Here is a 20,642-nt window from a genome sequence, read left to right as displayed (position 1 = left end):
TGCTTTTAGACGCTGTTACCGTTCACTATATGAAAGAGTATATCATCATGATAGCCGGTATAACAAAAGTTACAGCTCACAGCTGCCGGCTGCGATGCGGATTGTAAGGTCAAGGCCCTTGAAGCCCAGCCGTTACACCCGAAGGACTTTTACCATCAACCGTTTTATTGCACCGAGAAACCGGGGTTTCATCCAGGGAGGCGAAACAAAGACTGTATACATTCCCAGCCGATTTCCACCCCATAAATCAGTAATAATGCCGTCGCCAATAACGGCTGTCTCTTTTTTTCGGGTTCCGAGTATATCCAAAGCAGCCATAAATGCTTTTTTCTTCGGTTTACCCGCCTCGAACAAAGCCGGAATCTCATTAACCAGATCGCTGTCCTGCACAGGAGGTTTACTGTTCGAGACGATTATTATTTTGATCCCATATTGAGACTTAAAGTCTTTCAGCCACTTTTTTATCGAATCCGATGCAAATACAGAATTCTTCGGAACTAATGTATTGTTCCAGTTAATGATTATTCCTTTAATTCCTGCCTGATGCAGCGCGTCTCCGTCAATATCATAAAGGGACCGCACAATTTTGGAAGGCTTGAAAACCGGCATAAAAAAACCTCCGTTTTATTTTAATGACAAGCTACTGGATCGTACTCAAGTCTTACTGGGCGTCTTCCCCATTTTGGTTCAGATTCGTATAGACTCTCACGTTCTTGTTATTATCGACAGTCGCCAAGATCACATCGCGGATTTTCAAATCCGCAGGCGCTATCTTTTTTTCAAGCCATGCATGGTCTTTTCCGATCTCTTTAAGCACCGGCATATCGATTTTTCCTTCAAAGATTATCGGCCTGGTGATGGTAAATGGCGGGGTTTCAATTTTCATATCAGCGGGTGTAAGCGGTTGGTATTGGGTTTTCATAAAAACGGATATTGTTCCTCCCGGCTCCCAAACCGCAAGGGATACTTTTTGTATATCATCCACTTTTTCTTTTCGAAGCTCGGAAAATAAATAATCAACCGAGATTCTTGCAATAGACAGGCTGTGAAACTGGATTTGACCATTGGCAATAAGCGTGATCGGCGGCGGATCGAGATACCGCTTTAATAATGGCCACTTCAAGCTCAGCCAGGTCGCTGCAACATATAGAACGATCAGGACGATCGTCGTGATAACGGACCCTTTTAATCCCAGGTTCTCATCCGAAAGCGGATGGGCAATAATATTGCCGAGCACAAGAGCGATAATGAAATCGAGGAACCTTAATTGAGAAATGGAACGCTGCCCCATCACTTTGGTTGCAAGCAGTAAGAAAACAAAGCTGACCAAGCTTCTTAAGACCCATTCTGCGGTTGTCAATGATTCTTGACTTTTGAAAAATTCCATTTCATTCACATCTTTTCTTACCCTGTCTTCAATCTTCAATGTATGCATTAGGGTATATGATTTAGCGCTTTTTAGCTTGCGTACTCATGTAATTTTTATACATTTTTTTCAAAAAGACCAGACCGGATCAATGTTGATCATAAGAATATGAAGGTTGTGTTCCGCACCGTTCAAGCAGCGTAGTGGGTGAACCGAAAGCTTCTACTTATTCCTTCCTGATATTGCTAGGATAGGTTCAGGGAGGGTCTGCTTATGCATAAGGAAACCGAGCCGCTGGGGATTGACAGAGCGAGCAGTGCGGATTGCGGAACGATTGTCTATTCGCCAGGAGGACAATACGGGCCGCGTTACCAGAATGATATTCAGCTTGTGCTCCTGCATACAGGTCATATGAATGTCACGATTGACACAGCAGAGCATTCGGTATCACCCGGCCATGTGATTCTGCTGAAGCCGGGCCATCGCGAGTTTTTTGAGTTCGCCAGAACCCAGGAGACCTGGCACCGCTGGATCGCCGTTCATATACCGGATCTGTCGGAGCGGGAAGAGGAGGAGCTGGATCAGCTTCCGTTTTGCCGGCCGATTTCCGCAGAGCTGAATAAACTGACGGATCTCATGCTGGATTTAAAAGAAGGCGTTACAGCGGAAAGCGGGCAGATGAGGCATATCGGTATCGCCGCCCTGCACCTGTTCGCGCACGAGCATACGCGGGAACGCCGGCTGCATAATGTGCATCCATCCGTCGTATTGGCGAAGAGCATGATTCATGAGCGATATGCCGAGGATTGGACGTTGAACGGACTGGCCGCGCATGTCAATGTGACGCCGGAGCATCTGATCAGGCTGTTCCGCATCCACGAGAATACAACGCCGATTAAATATCTTTGGCATTACCGGGTCAGGCAGGCGATTGAAATGCTGGCTCATACAGGGTTTACGATCGGGGAAATTTCGTTGCGCTGCGGCTTCAAGACGGCCATCCACTTCTCCAGATGCCTGAAGCAGAGGACGGGGATGTCCCCATCCGAAATCAGAAAGGAAGCCTGGCAGGACCAATGAGCGAACAGCCTGCCGGTCACCGGAGTTTAACCAGCCTGACAGGCAAAAAAGGAGATATCAATTGCAGTTCATAAACTGTCAATTGGTGGTATTGTTGCCCTTTTCAGAAGGTGTTACCATCTTGTCTAAGACATCGCGGCAGCGCTTACAATCGTGATATCTCAATTGACAAGGGGGTAATAAAAATGAAAAGAGCAATGAGCTTCCTATTTGTCTTATCTCTTCTAATCTCCTTGATTGGATGCAGTGGAAGCAGTGGTTCCGGTAATGCCGGCAGTGGAAATACGGGGGATACCCAGGGCAGGAAGACGATAACCTTATGGACCTTCGCGGACACCCATAAACAATACTATGACGAAATGAAAGCGAAATACGAGAAGGAGCATCCAGATATCACGATCAAAATCGAGCTGCTCGAAGCAGCCGCTCTCTATGACAAATACACCGTCATCGCACAGTCCGGCGGCAAGGGGTCCCCGGATTTGATCGACGTCGAGCAGGGCTCGTTCCCCCGCTATATCAAGGGCGATATTCCATTCGAGCCGCTTAACAGCTATCTCGATTCTGCCGGGCTCTCGGATGCGATTCCAAAAGGACGGCTCGATCTCTATACGGTGGACAGCAAGGTTTACGGCATCGAAATTGCGGCCTGCGTGTCGGCGCTCTATTATCGCAAAGACCTCTATGACGCAGCAGGCATCGATGTTGCCAAGCTCCAGACATGGGACGCATTCATGGAAGCCTCCAAGCCTCTGACTGGAGACAACAAATTTATTCTAAGCGGCTCCGAGAAAGACCAGGGCCTGTTCGAGCAGCTGCTGCGGCAGGAGGGCGGCGATGTCGTGACCAAGGATGCGAAGATCGGAATCAATACGCCGGAGGGTATCGAAGTCCTGAAGCGGATCAAGGATTGGAAGGATAAAGGCCTTCTCAGCAAAACGAGTCCGGAAGGACCGCAGCTCTGGCAGGGCTACACCAATGGGCAGTTCATCGCTGCCTCCGGTCCCGACTGGTGGGCGGGACAGCTTGTCCAGAATTCGCCGGATCTGGGCGGGAAATGGGCAGCGGTTCCGATGCCGCTGGGCGGACCGGAATCAGTTCCAACGACGGTATCCGGAGGCACCGGACTCGCCCTGACGAAGTTCAGCCCAAACAAGAACGAAGCCTGGGACTTCCTGCGCTACACGCATCTGGATACCGATAATATCGTCCACAGCTTCCAGATCATCAATTTGTTTCCGGCATTGACCAGCGCAGCCCAATCGCCGGAGCTGCACAAGGAAAGCGCGATTACGAAGTATTTCGGCGGGCAGGATATGGCAGCCTTGTATGCGGATCTCAGCAAGCAGGCGCCAAGCCAGAACCAGGCGTGGTGGCGGTCGCTGATCGGCAAGGCATGGGATAAATTCGAGCCCGATTACCAGAAAGGGAAGATGACGCCAGAGGAGTTTCTGTCCAAGGTCGAGGAGGAGCTGCAAAGCCTGGTGGATGCGGAAGAGGCCAGAGAAAAGTAGAGGTTGGCAAGCCGTATGCTTTGTTCATCTTTGGTTCGTTTTATTTAGTAATCGTTAGGAGGATGACCGATGATTTCGAATGCCATAAGCCGCTGGAGGCTGGCTCCGCTGCTCTTTATAAGCCCTTTTTTCATTGCTTATGCCATTTTCGGCCTGTATCCGATTTTGTACGGGTTATGGCTGAGCTTTCAGAAAGGAACAGACGGTTATGAATTCGCCGGCTTCTCCAACTACATGTTCGTACTGAAGGACGGCTTCTTCTGGAAGTCGATGTGGAATGGCACGAAGCTTGCGCTGGGCAGCTTGTTCATTATTCTGCCGGTTGCCCTCGGAGTAGCCCTGATGCTGGGCAGGCCTTACATTGCCAAGCGGAAAGGGTTCTTCGCAACCTTCTTCTTCACGCCGAATATCACGTCAGCGGTGGCCGTCGGAATCATCTTTAAATTGCTGCTGGAGCGCGACAGCGGAGTGCTTAACAAGCTGCTCGCCGTATTCGGAGCAGATCCGGTCGGCTGGCTGAAGGATCCGGCCTGGACGATACCGGCGCTCATCATTTTATGTACATGGAAATTTCTTGGCGTCAATATTTTGTTCTTCCTTGCCGGGCTGCAGAACGTGCCATACGAGTTAATCGAAGCGGCCAAGATCGACGGGGCAAGGCCGTCTCAGCGCCTGTGGCATGTGACGCTTCCGCTGCTTCGGCCCATCATGACCTTTATTGTTTTCCAGTGCCTGCTTGGTTCTTATGGGATGTTCAGCGAAGCGTTCATCTTAGCGGGAAGCGGCTTCGGACCGGAGAATTCGCTTGTTTTCCCGACCACATACTTGTACGATCAGGCTTTCCGCCGTCTGGATTTCACCTACTCGGCTGCGCTCGGCTATGTGTTTACACTGCTGATGATTGTGATCGGCTTCCTGCAGCTGAAAATGTTCAATGTCAATAAGCAGGGGGACTAAGAAGATGATGATGCGAAAATCGATTATCGAAGCCGCCCACCGGTTCCCGGCCGTTAAAGCTTCCGCGAATCCCTGGAACGGTCTCGGCCGTATTCTGACCTATGCTGCGCTGATTGTGTTGAGCCTGCTGTTCCTCACGCCCTTCCTGTTCATGATCGGGACGTCATTTAAACCCTATGCGGACATTGTAGGGGATCCGCTCAACCCCATTCCCGTTCACCTGACCTTTAGCAATTTCAGTCATTTATTCGAGAAGCTGCCGTTTTTTACCCAGCTCGCCAACAGCCTGATTATCGCGGTTTCCCTGACGCTGCTGGCCATTGTATTCAACTCGCTTGTCGCTTACGGATTTGCCCGCTATGATTTCAAATACAAGCACGGACTGTTCATCGCGATGCTGACAACCATGATGATTCCGGGCCAAATCTCGCTCGTCCCTTCTTTTATCATGTTCCGGGCGTTCCGCTGGCTGGATACCTTCTGGCCTCTCATTCTTCCGGGAGCAGTAGGCGCATTCGGGATTTTCCTGATCCGTCAGGTGATGGTAACCATCCCCAAGGAAATCTTCGACAGCGCCAGGATTGACGGCTGCTCGGAGCTTGGCACCTTCATCCGTATCGCCTTTCCGCTCAGCGCCAGCGCCATCGGGATCGTTGCTCTTCTTACCTTCATGAATGCCTGGAATGATTATTTAGGCCCTTTGATTTATTTGACCTCAGGCTCGAAGATGACGCTGGCCGTCGGGCTTACGACGATGAATAACCCCTATGAGATCGATTATGCGTCTCCGATTACAGGTGCGCTGCTCATGTCGCTCCCCGTGCTCGTGCTGCTGAGCATTGTCGGCCACAAGTACTTTGTCGATGGTCTGACGGCAGGCTCCATAAAAGGATGAATGCCGCCCGCTCAAAGGTGAATAGTCATGATAAATGCCGTAAAGAAATAAGCCGTTATTCCACTTCTACAGGTGGTCTGACGGTTTTTTTCATGTGAAAGCTCAATAGTATATGGGAGATTCAGGAAAGGTTGTACGTTGATATGAAAAGTTCGAATAAATAGTTCATTGCTAAAGTATGTTTATAAGACCTCCGGTAAGGACGTACATAAGGCAGATTCCAGGAGGCGGCTATCAGCATTCAAGAACAGGGAGGAACAAGGCATGCCAATCAGTCAAAGGAAATTGTATCTCGTTGTAACCGTTTTTTTGTGCGTATTTTTGTTGTTTGGTTGTTCCAGCAAGCCGGGCGACAGTGATGGAGCCAAGAAAACCATAACGGTTACCTACAGGGATGACGGAACGGGTGAGAAAGGCACGCTTTATAAATGGATTACAGATGTGGCAGCCCGTTATCCCGATAAGAATGTGGAAATCAAGCCGGCGCCTATACAAGCGTCCGAGGGCGATTATTTTGCCAAGGTCGCATTGGCGCTGAAATCCAAGGATACCGCACCGGATATTGTAACGGAAGACACCTTTATTTTGAATTCGGATGCAAGCGCAGGGTATCTTGAACCGTTGGATGACAAGCTGAAGGATTGGGAGGATTGGACCAACGGCTCTTTTATCGAGGCAATGAAAAAAGGGGTCACGGCAAGTGACGGCAAAGTATATGGGGTACCTTACAATACGGATTCCAGAGGACTGTGGTACAACAAGGAGATTTTCAAGCAAGCGGGACTTCCGGAGGATTGGCGGCCGAACTCATGGGACGATGTCCTGAACGCGGCGAGAACGATCAAGCAGCAAGCGGGAGAGGATATTGTCCCGATTTGGATGAACCTTGGCAAAGCCACGGGAGAAGCGACTTCCATGCAGACCTATGAGATGCTGCTCTACGGGACAGGGGAGAGACTTTATGACGATGCGAGCGGAAAATGGATCGCCAGGAGCCAGGGAATTCTGGATGCATTGAAGTTTATTGAGACCGTGAACAAGGAGAAGCTCGGACCGCCGCTCTCCAAAGTGTTGAACGGTCAAGCGGGCAATACATCCTCACGCGAATATTTGCCGCAAGGCAAGCTTGCCATCTCACTTGACGGTTCCTGGATCACGGGCAATTATTTTGATACCGGAGCTTCCCCTTGGCCGGAATATAAGGATGTGCTCGGCTTCGCGCCGATGCCGACCAGCAAAGGCCAGGAGCCGGGATCGATAACGCTGGCAGGCGGCTGGGCGCTGTCGATTCCAAGCAATTCACAGAACAAGGATGAAGCATGGAAATTTATCAAATTTGCGCTTAACAAAGAGAACACGCAGAAGCTTGTTATCGCATCAGGCAATATTACGGTCCGGGCCGATGTTGCGAAGGATCCCGAATATACCAAGATGCCGTTTAATGAGCTTGCGACGGAATATTTGCAAAACGCTGAATTCAGACCGGCGCAGGACAAATATCCTGAAGTGTCCACACAAATTCAAACCATGGTTGAATCCGTAACGACGGGTACATCTCCTGAAGATGCGCTCAATAAATATACGCAGGATGTAACCCGAATTGTCGGCGAGGATCATGTGATGGAGAAATAAACAAGGAATAACGTCAAAAAAGCTTGCTCAAGCAGCTCCTGGCCGGGCTGACGGGCGGAGCGCTTGGGCATGCGTTTTTTTCTGATATTCGGCGTGCGGGAGGAGAACGGCGCATGAGCAGCCTGACGGTTGATGTTCCCTACAAGAAAAGAAAAACCTATACCTGGTTGTATTTCCTGCTTCCTTCGATCGCGATAATGCTGGTGTTTTTTATCTATCCCATTGTCCTGACCTTTTTTTATTCCTTCACCAATCTGGCTTTGACCGGTGAATCGGCCAAGGAACTGAAATTCATCGGACTGGACAATTATATTCATATGTTTGAAGACCCGACGGTCAAGATCAGCATATGGAATACGTTGATCTTCCTGTTCGGCTCGGCCGTCATCGGCCAGCAGGTGCTTGGTTTTCTCATTGCGATGCTGATGAAGCATAAAAAAAAGAGTTTTCGGCGTGTCATTGGAACGATTGTGCTGGCAGGCTGGGTAACCCCGGAAATCGTATGCGCTTTATGTCTTTACAGCTTCTTCGGGGATGAGGGCACACTCAACGCTATCCTCGGCTTCCTGGGAATTACAGAAGTCGCCTGGCTGTATACCGTCCCCATGCTCACGATCATCCTTGCGAATATATGGCATGGCACCGCCTTCTCCATGCTGGTGTTTCAAGCGGCGCTGGACGATGTGCCGAGTGAGATCGAGGAAGCGGCTGTTGTGGACGGGGCTTCCAAATGGCAGATTTTAACCCGGATTACGATTCCGTACATTAAAGACACCATTACCACGAATGCGATGCTTGTTACGCTTCAGACGCTGGGGGTTTTTGGACTGATTTATGCGATGACGGGCGGAGGACCGGGGAATTCCACCACGACCCTACCGATCTTCATGTATAATCAAGCCTTTGTCAATTATCAACTGGGATATGGAACGGCAATATCCATGCTGCTGTTGGTCATTGGCGTTGTGCTCAGCTTGTTCTATATTCGCTCGATGAAGGAGTAAATGACAAGGGGACTTCCTATGAACGCAAAACAACGTAAGCGCATCTACCGGATTATGCCGTATGCAATTCTTACCTTGATTGGAATCTGCTTCATCCTGCCTCTTCTGTGGGTTCTGGTAGCGTCGGTCGATTCCAATGCGATGCAATCGCTGAAGCTGCCCAATCGTATTACCGGGGCCAATTATGCCGATGTCTTCACCAGCCCTGAAAATCAGCGCGCCTACATCATCGGGCTGATCATGTCAGGCGGTCAAGCCGTTCTCGTCGTGCTGCTGGCATTGCTTGCCGCCTATCCGTTGTCGCGGTATCAAATCAAATATAAGAAGCCCTTCATGCTGACCATTTTATTTATGACTTCTTTGCCGATTACAGCCGTGATGGTTCCGGTCTATCAATTGTTCCTGAGCATCAAATTATACGATAATATTTTTGGGGTTATCTTGTTTTATGTGGCATCCTCCATGCCTTATGGAATCTGGATGCTCAAAAACTTCATGGATTCGGTGCCAGGCGATCTGGAAGAAGCGGCATGGGTCGACGGGGCGTCCATCTTTGCCGGTATCCGGAAAGTAGTCGCACCCTTGATGGTTCCGGGCATCTGCACCGTAGCGATATTTACATTCTCGGGGAGCTGGGGCAATTTCTTTGTCCCTTATATTCTCCTGCAGACGCCTGAGAATTTCCCGGCGTCCTTGAAGCTGTATCAATTTTTCGGACAATACGGAATGGTCGATTACGGAAGATTGGCAGCATTCTCCATGCTCTACGCTACTCCGTCCGTTATCTTGTATATCCTCTCGCAGCGGTTTATGTCCAAAGGCTTCGGACTTCAGGGCGGGACAAAGGGGTAAGGCAACCCTATAAGGCAATGATAACGGGCGATCTTTCTGCAGGAAGTCCAGAGCGTGAAGCATTCGACCGTATCCCTTAATATGCTTGCAAAAGCCGCGATCTGAGTTTCTCTTCTATAAGAAGAGCGGTTCTGATCGCGGCTTCTTTTTGTCTTCATCCAAAGAAGGAACATCCTTATGCCGGCATGTTCAACAATAATTTGGCATCCGAGAGAATATCTGCTCTCTATGCGGAGCATATTACCGTTATCACGACCTGGAAAGAAGAGACATGGGATTTAGTTACAGATGCCTAAGGAGGTTCTTTCATGCTTGACGTATATATGATTTTGCTGCTGGCCTGCATGTTTCTCATATTCACAGGCTTTATGAACTGGTGTGACCGGGTAGTCGAGGATACGGGAGGAGATCCATCATGATCGTCGTGTGGATTTTTACGGCTTTTATTTTTCTCTATCTGATCTATGCTCTGATTCATCCGGAGAAATTTTAAAAGGAGGAAGTTCGATGGGAATTGTTCAACTGGTTATCGTTCTGCTGGTGCTTGTCCTGTTGGTCAAGCCGGTTGGAACCTATCTTTATCATGTATTCTCTAACGAGCCGAACAAGACGGACCGTATATTCGGACCATCCGAGCGTTTTATCTACGCTCTAATCGGACTGAGGCGGCGCCCGGGCATGAGCTGGAAGCGGTATGCGGCAAGCATGCTGCTGACCAATATCGTGCTGGTGGCCGTGAGTTACATCCTGCTGCGTCTCCAGCAGAGCCTTCCCCTCAATCCGAATGCTATTGGCAATATGGAACAGACGCTTACGTTCAACACGGTCATCAGCTTCATCACCAATACGAATCTGCAGCATTATTCGGGTGAGACGGGGCTGTCCTATTTCTCGCAGATGGCTGTCATCACGATGATGATGTTCACGTCAGCAGCGACCGGTTTCTCGGTGGCGGTTGCCTTTGTCCGCGGGATAACACAGAAGGGCCGAACGATGGGCAACTTCTTCGAGGATTTCGTTAAAGCCCATACCCGGATTTTCCTGCCGGCTGCTGTTATTATCACGCTGCTGCTCGTCGCCCTTCAGGTGCCGCAGACGCTGCATTCGACCATGAGCGTAACCTCGCTCGAAGGGACTGCCCAGAGCATCGCGATTGGACCTGTGGCATCGCTTGTGTCCATTAAGCATCTGGGTACGAACGGCGGCGGTTTCTTCGGGGTCAACTCCTCTCACCCGTTCGAGAATCCCAATGGCTTGACCAATGTGATCGAAATCCTGAGCATGTGGCTGCTGCCCGCCGCTCTGCCATACACATACGGGCTCTTCGCCCGCAACAAGAAGCAGGGCTGGGTCATCTTCTGCGCCATGATGTTCTTGTTCCTTGTGTTCCTGATCACCGTCTATAGTGCCGAGCTCTGCGGCAATCCGGCATTGAACAGGCTGGACATCGATGCCTCGCAGGGCAGTATGGAAGGCAAGGAGGTCCGGTTCGGCATCGCGCAGTCTACGCTGTTCACAGCCGTCACAACAGCGGCAACGACAGGAAGCGTCAATAATATGCATGACACGCTAACCCCGCTCGGCGGCATGGTGCCGATGGCGGAAATGATGTTGAACTGCATATTCGGCGGCAAGGGCGTCGGTCTTGTCAACATGCTGATGTATGCGCTGCTCGGGGTTTTCCTCTCAGGCCTCATGGTCGGGCGGACCCCGGAATTTCTGGGGCGCAAGATCGAGCCGCGTGAGATGAAGCTGATTGCCATTGCGATTCTCATGCATCCCTTCATCATACTGGCCACGACTGCGATCGCCTTTGTAACCGACCTTGGAAAAGGGGCCATCACCAATCCCGGATTTCACGGGATTTCGCAGGTGCTGTATGAGTATACCTCTTCTGCTGCCAACAACGGCTCCGGGTTTGAGGGCCTGGCGGACAATACCCCGTTCTGGAATATTACGACCGGTCTTGTGATGATTCTGGGCCGCTATATCTCCATGATTGCCATGCTTGCGGTTGCCGGCTCGCTATGCCGCAAGCAGTGGATTCCCGAGACGGTCGGTACGTTCCGCACGGATAACAAGCTGTTTACGGGTATTCTGATCGGAACGGTTTTGATCATAGGAGCGCTGACGTTCCTGCCTGCGATCGTGCTTGGGCCGATTGCAGAGCAGCTGACGCTCGCTAACGGAAGGTGAATTCAATATGAGTGCAGCCAGGAATCGCAAAACGATGCTGACCCCTGCCATTACGCAGAATGCGGTTAAAGAGAGTTTCATTAAATTGAATCCCGCTGTGATGATCAAAAACCCTGTCATGTTTGTCGTTGAAATAGGGACCGTTGTCGTGCTGCTGATGACCATTATCCCGGGTTACTTTGGAACGGGAAATCAAACCGGCTTTAACCTGACGGTCTTTCTGATCCTGTTGTTCACCCTGCTGTTCGCCAACTTTGCGGAAGCGCTGGCTGAAGGCAGGGGCAAGGCTCAGGCGGATTCGCTGAAGAAATCCAAGCAGGAGATTATGGCGAACAAGCTTGTTGGCGGCAGCACGAAGACGGTAAACGCAACCGAGCTGCGAAAAGGCGACCTCGTTGTCGTCTCTCAGGGCGAGATGATTCCGGGAGACGGCGAGGTGACCGAAGGCCTCGCTTCCGTGGACGAGTCGGCGATTACCGGCGAGTCCGCTCCTGTGATCAAGGAGGCCGGCGGCGATTTCAATTCCGTGACCGGAGGAACGCGCGTTGTCAGCGACCGGATTACGGTGCGGATTACAAATGATCCCGGAGAGTCGTTCATCGACCGGATGATCTCGCTTGTCGAAGGCGCAAAGCGCCAGAAGACGCCTAATGAGCTGGCGCTTAATACGCTGCTGACGAGCTTGACGCTGATTTTCCTGATCGTGGTCGTTACGCTTTCGCCGATTGCGGACTTCGTCAATATCAAGCTGGAAGTGCCTGTGCTGATCGCGCTTCTGGTCTGTCTCATCCCGACGACAATCGGCGGTCTGCTGTCCGCCATCGGCATTGCGGGGATGGACCGTGTGACGCAGTTCAACGTGCTGGCCATGTCGGGCAAGGCGGTCGAGGCCGCAGGCGATATTAACACCATGATACTGGACAAGACCGGGACCATCACCTTCGGCAACCGGATGGCCAGCGAATTCGTTCCTGTGGGCGGCGCCAGTATGGAGACCACCGGGCAATGGGCAGCGGTAAGCTCTGTCAAAGACGATACGCCGGAGGGGCGTTCGGTGCTTGAGCTGATGAGGAAGCAGGGGCTGGAGTATGACAGCCAGTTAACCGAGGGTGCGGAGTTTATCGAGTTCAAGGCGGAGACCAGAATGAGCGGGCTGGATATGAAGGATGGACGCAAGGCGCGAAAGGGCGCCGTGGATGCCGTGAAGAAGTGGGTGGCGGCGCAGGGCGGCACGATTCCGGAAGACCTTGATGAGAACAGCAACCGGATCGCAAAAGAAGGCGGTACGCCGCTCGCTGTTGCGATAGATGACAAAATCGTCGGTGTCATCTACCTGAAGGATACCGTGAAGCCCGGTATGCGCGAACGGTTCGCCCAGCTTCGCGAGATGGGCATCAAGACGATCATGTGCACCGGCGACAATCCGCTGACGGCGGCGACCATCGCCCGTGAGGCCGGTGTGGATGATTTTATCGCGGAGAGTACGCCGGAGGACAAAATCGCCGTAATCCGCCGCGAACAGGGGGATGGCAAGCTGGTCGCGATGACCGGCGACGGAACCAATGATGCGCCGGCGCTGGCCCAGGCCGATGTGGGGCTGGCGATGAACAGCGGTACAGCCGCCGCCAAAGAAGCCGCCAATATGGTCGATCTTGATTCCGACCCGTCCAAGATTATCGAGGTCGTCTCCATCGGCAAGCAGCTGCTGATGACCCGTGGAGCCTTGACCACCTTCAGCATCGCCAACGATATCGCGAAATACTTTGCGATTATTCCCGCGATGTTCATTCTGGCGATTCCGCAGATGAAGTCGCTGAATGTGATGCATCTGGGTTCGCCGAAGTCGGCGATCCTGTCGGCATTGATCTTCAATGCCGTGATCATTCCGCTGCTGATCCCGCTTGCCATGAGAGGCGTGGCCTACAAGCCGATGATGGCATCGAGGCTGCTGTCCCGCAATATCCTGATTTATGGTCTGGGCGGAGTCGTCGTTCCATTCATCGGGATCAAATTGATCGATCTGCTCGTCCATATCTGGATATGAATCTAATTTTAGCAGTTCAGGAAAGGCAGGAATAACCATGAACAAACCGGACTCTCCTTCTTCGGAGACGCCTACCGCGAGTCTATTCTGGATCGCTCTGCGGGCCGGCATTGTCTTCATCATCCTCTGCGGGATTATTTATCCGCTGGTCTGTACGGGAATAGCCCAGGTCATTATGCCGGGTCATGCCAATGGCAGCCTGGTGAAGGATGCACAGGGCAATCAAATCGGCTCTGAGCTTATCGGCCAGAAGTTTGATAATCCGGCATTCTTTCAAGGGAGAGTGTCAAGCATCGATTACAAGGCGGAAGCATCGGGCTCGAACAATTACGCCCCTTCCAATCCCGATATGCTGAAACGGACTCAGGAGTCCATTGACGCCTGGAAGCAGGCCAATCCGGATGTGCCCGCTTCTCAACTGCCGGTTGCTCTGATCACCAATTCCGGTTCAGGGCTTGACCCGCATATTACGCCGCAGTCGGCAGCGGTGCAAATTCCGCGCATAAGCAAGCTGACGGGTCTGGATGCGAATCAGCTTCAGCAGCTGGTGGACGAGCATACGGAGGGGCGCGATCTCGGACTATTCGGCGAACCCCGCGTCAATGTGCTCCGGCTCAATATGGCGCTGCAAGCGCTCGTGACGCCGTAATTCCCATGCCCTGCCATCCCTTCCCGGGATCGGCGGGGTATTTTGCACGAACCAGAAGGGAGTGAGGAGTAGGGTGGCTCACTTGGAAGGCTTTCGCCGGAAGACGCCGGAGGAATTGTTGCTGTCCATATCCAAAATTCACCGGGGCTGGCTGAAGATCTATATCGGGGCCTTCAGCGGCTCAGGCAAAACCTATCATATGCTGCGTGAAGGCCAGGCGCTCAAGCAGCAGGGGATTGAAGTGGTCGTCTGCGCCGTGTCCACCATGCAGCGCCCGGAAACCAGCGAGCAGCTGGCTGACCTGGAGCGGATCCCGAGCATTCATTGGATGAAGGACGGCACGGCCAGGAAGGACTTGAATATGGAGATGATTCTAAAGCGCAATCCGGAGGTGGTGCTCGTTGACGGACTTGCGCACCGCAACCGTCCGGGAGCAGAGCATCCCTCCAGGCTGGACGATATCCGCTATCTGCTGGGGCATGGCATCAGCGTCATTACAACCGTTAATGTCTATGAGCTGGATGGCATCTCGCAGCTGGCTCACAAGCTTACCGGCATAGAGGTCGAGTATTCCGTAAAGGCCGAAACGCTGGAGCTGGCGGACGAGGTGCGTCTGATCGATGTCTCGCCGGAGACGTTATTGAAGCGGCTTGATGAAGGTCATCTGCGCAGCATGAAGGATTCTGTCCTGCTGAAACGGGGAAATCTGGGCATGCTCAGGGAGCTGGCTCTCCGCCTTGTAGCGGAGGGGGTGAATGATACGCTGGTCAAGCACCGCGAGGAGCAGGGGTTGACCGGACCGACAGGCGCTTTAGAACGGATTCTGGTATCGGCACAGTATCATTGGAACGGCTCTATCTATATCAGACGCGGCCAGCAGATCGCCAGGCGTCTTGGCGGCGATATGAGGGTTGTCGTATTTGTTCCTCCGGACAAGCATCTGACCCGCGAGGAGGCGGCGTTCCGGCGTTCGATCCGGAAGCTTGCCGAGAAGGTGGAGGCGGCGTTCGAGGAGCTTCCTCTGCCGGCCAGAAGGAAGCTTCCGGGGACCTTGGTTGACTATGCGGTCAGGCATAATGTGACCAGGATTGTGCTGGGCCACTCCAAGCAAAGCCGCTGGCAGGAGTTCTGGCGGGGCTCGATTGTGGGGGGCGTGCTGAGAAAAACAAAAGATATTGATATTTTCTTCATGGCCGACCGCGCCGACCATGAGGGAGGGCGTGTGCTGCCGACGCATCGCCAGACTTCCAAGCCGTTCTCGGAGCCATACCGCAGATTGAGCAAGCAGGAGGTGGAGCGCAAAATCGAGCGGATCAAGCGCGGCAAATTCAAGGTTTATATCGGAGCCGCTCCCGGTGTGGGCAAAACCTATATCATGCTTCGCGAAGGGAACGATCTGCTGAAGAAGGGGATCGATGTCATTATCGGCCTGCTGGAAACGCATGGGCGCAAGGAGACAATGGCGCAGGCGGGCGGGCTCTCTTCCGTTCCCCGCAAGGCGATGGACTACCGGGGAGCCTCGCTCGAGGAAATGGATGTAGCCGCGATCATAGCGCGCAATCCCGAGGTCGTGCTTATTGACGAGCTGGCCCACACCAACGTGCCCGGCAGCAAAAACAAGAAACGCTATGAGGATGTCATGGAGGTGCTGGACGCGGGCATTTCCGTGATCACAACAGTCAATGTGCAGCATTTGGAAAGCCTTAACGATGCCGTCGAGCATATTACAGGCGTACGGGTCAGAGAGACGGTGCCCGACAGCATCCTGCGGCTCGCCGATGAAGTGGAGCTGATCGATGTTGCGCCCAAAGCGCTGCAGCAGCGTCTGAGGGAAGGGAAAATCTATGCCTTGACGAAGGTCGAGCAGGCGCTGAACCATTTTTTTAAAACCGGCAATCTGATTGCCCTGCGGGAGCTCGCGCTGCGGGAAATTGCCGACGATGTGGACGAGCGGCTTGAGGCCTCGCAGCAGGAAGGAGCATCGCTTCGCGGACCTTGGCGGCGCAGGGAGTGCATCAACGTCAGCGTAAGCGACAGCGACTGCGCGGAGCGGCTGATCCGGCGCGGGTTTCGCATCGCCCACAGGCTGAAGGCGGAATGGCATGTCGTCCATGTCCATGTGGGAGAGACGATGTCCGAGGAAGTCAAGCGGCGTATTCAGGCTTTGCAGGAGCTCACTGTGCGTCTGGGCGGAGAATTTATGCTGGAGCATGCACCCAAGCGCAGCAAGGTGGCAGGCATTATACTGGAGCGCGCCAACGGCTGCAAAAGCACACAGCTGATAATGGGCCAGCCGCTTACCGGGTTCTGGGTCCGTCTGCGCCGTTCCTCCGTGGTTTCTCCTCTTCTGCGGCGGAGCAGGCATATGGATGTGCTGATCGTGGGCAATTCCATGCCCCGCGGGTGACGGGTCTGCAGGCTCGCCGCTTCCGGGACGGCTCCGCATGGGAGCCAGGCAGTCCGGTCCGAAAGTCAGATACAATAAGCTCTGGCAAAAAATACAGCAGCTGCCTCATATGCGGCAATGGGTTACATACCTCTTCCCCGCAGCAGACGCCGCTGAGGCTCTGCGGGATATGCTGGTTGTCGGCTGGACGCAAGTCGCAACCGTCAATATGCTGGTTATGCTTGGCTATTCTGCATCGACTTACTTCATTATTCTCAAGTTTGTGCTTATGAGGGTTAATCATTAAGGTCCCCGGGACGGGGTTTTTGCTGCCAGGGTGCCTATTTGGAATCTATCGACTACCGGAAGATACAAATAACCCACCTTCATCCAGGAAGGTGGGTTATTGAGCTGGCTTCTATCGCTAATGGAATGCGATATCGGGCGTTTGTGATGAAAATGGGCGGATCATCTGTCAGCCTAATTTCTCAGGCCGCAAAATACTGCTCCCGGTCGAGGTCCGGAATAAGCGCTGGCTGCACGGACCGCCACCCGAGCTGCTCCTGCGTCAGGGCGCCCGACGCCGGATGGTCCGCCGAAAGAACTAAATATATCAAAATATAACATAGCCTGATAAATAAGAGTGCATGCGTAAAAACACTATAGTCATTTGATATATAATAGACAATATATATTTAATTTGTTTACAATGAATATATTAAGTGTTATGGTTAGGATGTCGAAAGGCTTCCGCCTGCGAGACGAATCAACGGAAGGAAGGGATAACATGAACATCAGCACCGGGATATCGTTATCGGGAATCGATGGTAAGGTTGTAGCCATTACGGGCGCAAGCAGCGGAATTGGAGAAGCAACCGCGCTTCTGCTCGCTGAGCGCGGAGCGAAGGTCGTACTTGGCGCGCGCCGCTCGGATCGGCTTGAGGCTCTTGCGGCGCGAATCGTAAATGCGGGCGGGGAAGCCGTATATGCAAGCATAGATGTGAGACGGCGAGATGATCTGTCCACTCTCGTCCAATTGGCATGTGAGCGGTATGGCAAGCTTGATGTTCTCGTCAACAATGCCGGCGTTATGCCGATATCTCCCCTTGATGACCTGCGCGTGGAGGATTGGGAGGCAATGATCGATATCAACATAAAAGGCGTTTTATATGGGATAGCGGCAGCGCTGCCCGTCTTCCGCAAGCAGGGTTTCGGGCATTTCGTCAACACCGCGTCCACTGCAGCATTTCGTATCGTACCGAACCAGTCGGTCTATGCCGGCACAAAATTCGCCGTGCGCGCCATCTCCGAAGGGCTGCGCCAGGAGGCGGGAGATAAGCTGCGCGTGACGATCATTTCACCTGGCTTTACAAGGACGGATGGTGTGGGAGCTGCTGTTACCAATCCGGAGGTCAAAGCCCAGCTGGAGGAGTCCCGGGACAAGTTCGCGATGCCGCCGGAAGCGATCGCCCGCTCAATTGCGTTCGCGATCGAGCAGCCTGCAGATATTGATGTGAGCGAGGTCATTGTCCGTCCCACCGCGCAAGGCTAACTTTCGCCTCTGAGAAGGCGACAGCCGGTTTTTCCTTGAGTTGAGCGGGGCGGGGCGAGGATGGAGCCGCCGCGGCAGAGGATTGGCGAAATTGCTGCAGCGTTTGGCCTGCTGGTCAGAAGGTTCAGGGCTTGAGAGGCGGAGCTGTGATCTTCCCAGGCAGATATTTAAGTCGAAATGTATTCATAATTATCTTTCATGAAGAGGCAAAAAGACGCTCCTGCCGCCACTGATAAAGTGGAGCCGGGAGCGTCTTTGCATATTGTTTGGGAATGAGAGGATCTCTTTGTTTCCGGAGCCGCCGTTCGGGCCAGGCGGGCGGGTATTCACTGCAGCAGGGCTTATCCGTCCAGCATGGCCAAGAATAAGGCTGGCAAGCACGCAAGGAGGCTTTTCCTTAATCTATATCGTCAGGATGACGCTTCAATAATCATTACGCCGCGGCCAGCGACAGTAGCGGGACCGGAAGCCGGCTGGCCGGTAAGCAGGTCAACGCCGTAATTCTGATCAAATTCCACCGTCACGGCATTCGGATTATGGTTCATGACGAACAGGAAGGAACGGCCGTCTTTGTCGCGGCTTGCCACTTCCACGCCTGGCTGCTTGCCCGGCAGCGGCTCAATTCCCCGCTCGGCGCAAAGCGATCCCAGGAAGCCCTGCAGGAAGCTGGCATCCGGGCTTGTTGCGACATACCAGGCTTCACCCGAGCCGAAAGAATTCCGGGTCAGCGCCGGCATTCCCGCATAGAAGTCGTCGCCATATTCCGCTATAACGTCCGCTCCCTCAGTATGAATAAGATCGCACAGCAAGGAACAGCTGTATTCCCCCTGAAGCGTTCCGTAAGTATCCTTCATGATCATCCGGTTAGTCTGATCCGGGAACAAAGCATCGATTTCTTCGGCCCAGATGCCCAGAAGCTCTCTGAGCTCCCCCGGATATCCGCCCAGCGTGACGATATCGTTCTCATTGACAATGCCGCTGAAAAAGGTGGTGACGAACGAACCGCCCCCTTTGACATAGGCTTCAATCCGCGGCGTCATCCCCGGCTTCACCATGTACATAACCGGTGCCAGCACGACATCGTATCCCTGCAGCTCATCTTCGAAGGAGATGATGTCCACTTGTATGCCCAGCTGATAGAGCGCATCGTAATACTTATGAATTTCATTCAAATACTGCAGCGCCACGCTCGGACCGCTGGAGTACTCGATCGCCCAGCGATTCTCCCAGTCATACATAATCGCCACCTTGCTTGGCGTGCGCGAGCCCAGCAGCTTATCGCCGAGCTGGCCCAGTTCTGCGCCGAGCTGGGCGCACTCGCGGAAGACGCGGGTGTGCTCGTGGCCGACATGCTCGATAAGCGCGCCGTGATATTTCTCGCAAGCGCCGACCGAGCGGCGGAGCTGGAAGAACATAATGCTGTCCGCGCCATGCGCCACAGCCTGATAGCTCCACAGCCGCATCACGCCCGGGCGCTTGAGTGAATTGTAGGCTTGCCAGTTCTGCTGGCTCGGCGTCTGCTCCATGAGGAGAAAAGGCGCGCCGCCCTTCAGTCCGCGCATCAGATCATGCGTCATTGCCGTGTAGCTGACAGGCGTATCGGCCGCAGGGTAGTTATCCCAGGAGATAATGTCCATATGCTTGGCCCATTTGAAATAATCCAGCTGCCTGTATGTGCCCATCAGGTTGGTCGTCACCGGAATATCGGGGGTGACCGCCTTGACCGCTTCATATTCCAGCTTGTAGCAATCGAGCATGCCGTCGGAATTGAAGCGCGCGTAATCCAGCGATATGCCCTGAAAATTCGTACGGTTAGCGGCCCACTGCTCAGACAGGCCATTCGGCAGGACAATCTCCTCCCAATCGTAGAAGGTATGGCCCCAGAAGCGGGTATTCCACTGCTCGTTCAGCTTGTCCAGCGTCACATATTTCCGCTTCAGCCAGACGCGGAAGGCGGCGGCGCAATTCTCGCAGTAGCATTCGCCCCCGTATTCGTTGGACACATGCCACAGCAGCAAAGCCGGATGATCCTTGTAACGCTCTGCCAGCTTCGAAGCGATCCGCTCCGAGAATATGCGGTAGGACGGGCTGTTGGGACAGGAATTATGCCTGCCGCCGAATTTGCGCCTGCGGCCGTCAAAATCGGTGCGCAGCACATCGGGATACTGGCGTGCCATCCAGGCGGGATGCGCCCCCGTTGAGGTAGCAAGGCAGGCGTATATGCCATTCTCATGCAGCAAGTCCATAATTTGATCCAGCGTTTCAAAGCTGTAAGTGCTTTCATTCGGCTGCAGCATAGCCCATGAGAACACGTTTACGGTGGCGATGTCCATGCCGGCCAGCCGCAGCATGCGCATATCCTCCGGCCAGACGCCGCTGTCCCACTGCTCGGGATTGTAGTCGCCGCCATATAACATTTTGGACAGTTTGGTCGTATCCATAGATATCATCTCCTAAGATGTTTGTAGCTTCATTTTATGATATGATTCACGGTAACGATATATAATATTTAGAT

General features: G+C 53.0%; 17 protein-coding genes. 14 read left to right on the top strand and 3 right to left on the bottom strand.

Features of this window, described 5'->3' with window-relative positions; all coding sequences use genetic code 11:
* Positions 1–132: 132 nt before the first annotated feature.
* Both AC0YOB_RS21850 and AC0YOB_RS21845 read right to left on the bottom strand, forming a co-directional pair.
* Entirely contained in the window at positions 133–609 is a 477-nt protein-coding gene (locus tag AC0YOB_RS21850; RefSeq protein WP_475794570.1) for a YqeG family HAD IIIA-type phosphatase, read from the bottom strand.
* A 52-nt stretch (positions 610–661) separates the two neighbouring features.
* On the bottom strand, positions 662–1,387 hold the full coding sequence (locus tag AC0YOB_RS21845; RefSeq protein ID WP_475794759.1) for a DUF421 domain-containing protein: 726 nt from the start codon (positions 1,385–1,387) through the stop codon (positions 662–664).
* A gap of 252 nt (positions 1,388–1,639) precedes the next feature.
* Here AC0YOB_RS21845 and AC0YOB_RS21840 point away from each other — a divergent pair, with 252 nt between their 5' ends.
* The 14 genes from AC0YOB_RS21840 (at position 1,640) to AC0YOB_RS21775 (ending at position 18,127) form a co-directional block, all read left to right on the top strand.
* Positions 1,640–2,446: a helix-turn-helix domain-containing protein gene (locus AC0YOB_RS21840; protein WP_475794569.1), complete on the top strand. Its 807-nt coding sequence runs from the start codon at positions 1,640–1,642 to the stop codon at positions 2,444–2,446.
* A 185-nt stretch (positions 2,447–2,631) separates the two neighbouring features.
* Positions 2,632–3,960, top strand: a complete 1,329-nt coding sequence (locus tag AC0YOB_RS21835; RefSeq protein ID WP_475794568.1) for an ABC transporter substrate-binding protein — start codon at positions 2,632–2,634, stop codon at positions 3,958–3,960.
* A gap of 69 nt (positions 3,961–4,029) precedes the next feature.
* Entirely contained in the window at positions 4,030–4,917 is an 888-nt protein-coding gene (locus tag AC0YOB_RS21830) for a carbohydrate ABC transporter permease (RefSeq protein ID WP_475794567.1), read from the top strand.
* A 4-nt stretch (positions 4,918–4,921) separates the two neighbouring features.
* Positions 4,922–5,812, top strand: a complete 891-nt coding sequence (locus tag AC0YOB_RS21825) for a carbohydrate ABC transporter permease (RefSeq protein ID WP_475794566.1) — start codon at positions 4,922–4,924, stop codon at positions 5,810–5,812.
* Positions 5,813–6,076: 264 nt separating this feature from the next.
* Positions 6,077–7,444 (top strand): ABC transporter substrate-binding protein, encoded by a 1,368-nt coding sequence (locus AC0YOB_RS21820; RefSeq protein ID WP_475794565.1) that lies wholly within the window; start codon positions 6,077–6,079, stop codon positions 7,442–7,444.
* A 113-nt stretch (positions 7,445–7,557) separates the two neighbouring features.
* Positions 7,558–8,448: a carbohydrate ABC transporter permease gene (locus AC0YOB_RS21815; RefSeq protein WP_210038335.1), complete on the top strand. Its 891-nt coding sequence runs from the start codon at positions 7,558–7,560 to the stop codon at positions 8,446–8,448.
* 18 nt (positions 8,449–8,466) lie between these two features.
* Positions 8,467–9,300 (top strand): carbohydrate ABC transporter permease, encoded by an 834-nt coding sequence (locus tag AC0YOB_RS21810; protein ID WP_475794564.1) that lies wholly within the window; start codon positions 8,467–8,469, stop codon positions 9,298–9,300.
* A 415-nt stretch (positions 9,301–9,715) separates the two neighbouring features.
* Positions 9,716–9,793 (top strand): potassium-transporting ATPase subunit F, encoded by a 78-nt coding sequence (locus tag AC0YOB_RS21805; RefSeq protein ID WP_210038550.1) that lies wholly within the window; start codon positions 9,716–9,718, stop codon positions 9,791–9,793.
* A 14-nt stretch (positions 9,794–9,807) separates the two neighbouring features.
* Positions 9,808–11,496 (top strand): potassium-transporting ATPase subunit KdpA, encoded by a 1,689-nt coding sequence (gene kdpA / locus AC0YOB_RS21800; protein ID WP_475794563.1) that lies wholly within the window; start codon positions 9,808–9,810, stop codon positions 11,494–11,496.
* Between the two features lie 7 nt (positions 11,497–11,503).
* A complete protein-coding gene (gene kdpB, locus AC0YOB_RS21795; protein WP_475794562.1) occupies positions 11,504–13,540 on the top strand; it encodes a potassium-transporting ATPase subunit KdpB in 2,037 nt (678 codons plus the stop codon).
* A 37-nt stretch (positions 13,541–13,577) separates the two neighbouring features.
* Positions 13,578–14,189 carry a potassium-transporting ATPase subunit KdpC gene (kdpC, locus tag AC0YOB_RS21790; RefSeq protein ID WP_475794561.1) on the top strand — a complete coding sequence of 204 codons (612 nt, stop codon included), beginning with the start codon at positions 13,578–13,580 and terminating at the stop codon, positions 14,187–14,189.
* An 82-nt stretch (positions 14,190–14,271) separates the two neighbouring features.
* Positions 14,272–16,596, top strand: a complete 2,325-nt coding sequence (locus tag AC0YOB_RS21785; RefSeq protein WP_475794758.1) for a histidine kinase — start codon at positions 14,272–14,274, stop codon at positions 16,594–16,596.
* Between the two features lie 37 nt (positions 16,597–16,633).
* Complete coding sequence (locus AC0YOB_RS21780; protein WP_475794560.1) at positions 16,634–16,882, top strand: hypothetical protein; 249 nt, start codon at positions 16,634–16,636, stop codon at positions 16,880–16,882.
* Positions 16,883–17,362: 480 nt separating this feature from the next.
* On the top strand, positions 17,363–18,127 hold the full coding sequence (locus AC0YOB_RS21775; RefSeq protein WP_475794559.1) for an SDR family oxidoreductase: 765 nt from the start codon (positions 17,363–17,365) through the stop codon (positions 18,125–18,127).
* Between the two features lie 410 nt (positions 18,128–18,537).
* On the opposite strand, the gene AC0YOB_RS21770 is transcribed toward AC0YOB_RS21775, so the two are convergent.
* Positions 18,538–20,568, bottom strand: a complete 2,031-nt coding sequence (locus AC0YOB_RS21770) for a beta-galactosidase (RefSeq protein WP_475794558.1) — start codon at positions 20,566–20,568, stop codon at positions 18,538–18,540.
* Positions 20,569–20,642: the final 74 nt, after the last annotated feature.

The sequence above is a fragment of the Paenibacillus sp. JT31N17 genome, assembly GCF_056269255.1.
Note: the sequence above shows the minus strand (reverse complement) of the source record. Positions and strands in the feature narration are given on the sequence as shown.

Excerpts from the sequence above, each read along its gene's own strand:
- AC0YOB_RS21850 (WP_475794570.1), bottom strand. The coding sequence starts at position 609 with ATGCCGGTTTTCAAGCCTTCCAAAATTGTGCGGTCCCTTTATGATATT.
- AC0YOB_RS21845 (WP_475794759.1), bottom strand. The coding sequence starts at position 1,387 with ATGGAATTTTTCAAAAGTCAAGAATCATTGACAACCGCAGAATGGGTC.
- AC0YOB_RS21840 (WP_475794569.1), top strand. The coding sequence starts at position 1,640 with ATGCATAAGGAAACCGAGCCGCTGGGGATTGACAGAGCGAGCAGTGCG.
- AC0YOB_RS21835 (WP_475794568.1), top strand. The coding sequence starts at position 2,632 with ATGAAAAGAGCAATGAGCTTCCTATTTGTCTTATCTCTTCTAATCTCC.
- AC0YOB_RS21830 (WP_475794567.1), top strand. The coding sequence starts at position 4,030 with ATGATTTCGAATGCCATAAGCCGCTGGAGGCTGGCTCCGCTGCTCTTT.
- AC0YOB_RS21825 (WP_475794566.1), top strand. The coding sequence starts at position 4,922 with ATGATGATGCGAAAATCGATTATCGAAGCCGCCCACCGGTTCCCGGCC.
- AC0YOB_RS21820 (WP_475794565.1), top strand. The coding sequence starts at position 6,077 with ATGCCAATCAGTCAAAGGAAATTGTATCTCGTTGTAACCGTTTTTTTG.
- AC0YOB_RS21815 (WP_210038335.1), top strand. The coding sequence starts at position 7,558 with ATGAGCAGCCTGACGGTTGATGTTCCCTACAAGAAAAGAAAAACCTAT.
- AC0YOB_RS21810 (WP_475794564.1), top strand. The coding sequence starts at position 8,467 with ATGAACGCAAAACAACGTAAGCGCATCTACCGGATTATGCCGTATGCA.
- AC0YOB_RS21805 (WP_210038550.1), top strand. The coding sequence starts at position 9,716 with ATGATCGTCGTGTGGATTTTTACGGCTTTTATTTTTCTCTATCTGATC.
- kdpA (WP_475794563.1), top strand. The coding sequence starts at position 9,808 with ATGGGAATTGTTCAACTGGTTATCGTTCTGCTGGTGCTTGTCCTGTTG.
- kdpB (WP_475794562.1), top strand. The coding sequence starts at position 11,504 with ATGAGTGCAGCCAGGAATCGCAAAACGATGCTGACCCCTGCCATTACG.
- kdpC (WP_475794561.1), top strand. The coding sequence starts at position 13,578 with ATGAACAAACCGGACTCTCCTTCTTCGGAGACGCCTACCGCGAGTCTA.
- AC0YOB_RS21780 (WP_475794560.1), top strand. The coding sequence starts at position 16,634 with ATGGGAGCCAGGCAGTCCGGTCCGAAAGTCAGATACAATAAGCTCTGG.
- AC0YOB_RS21775 (WP_475794559.1), top strand. The coding sequence starts at position 17,363 with ATGAACATCAGCACCGGGATATCGTTATCGGGAATCGATGGTAAGGTT.
- AC0YOB_RS21770 (WP_475794558.1), bottom strand. The coding sequence starts at position 20,568 with ATGGATACGACCAAACTGTCCAAAATGTTATATGGCGGCGACTACAAT.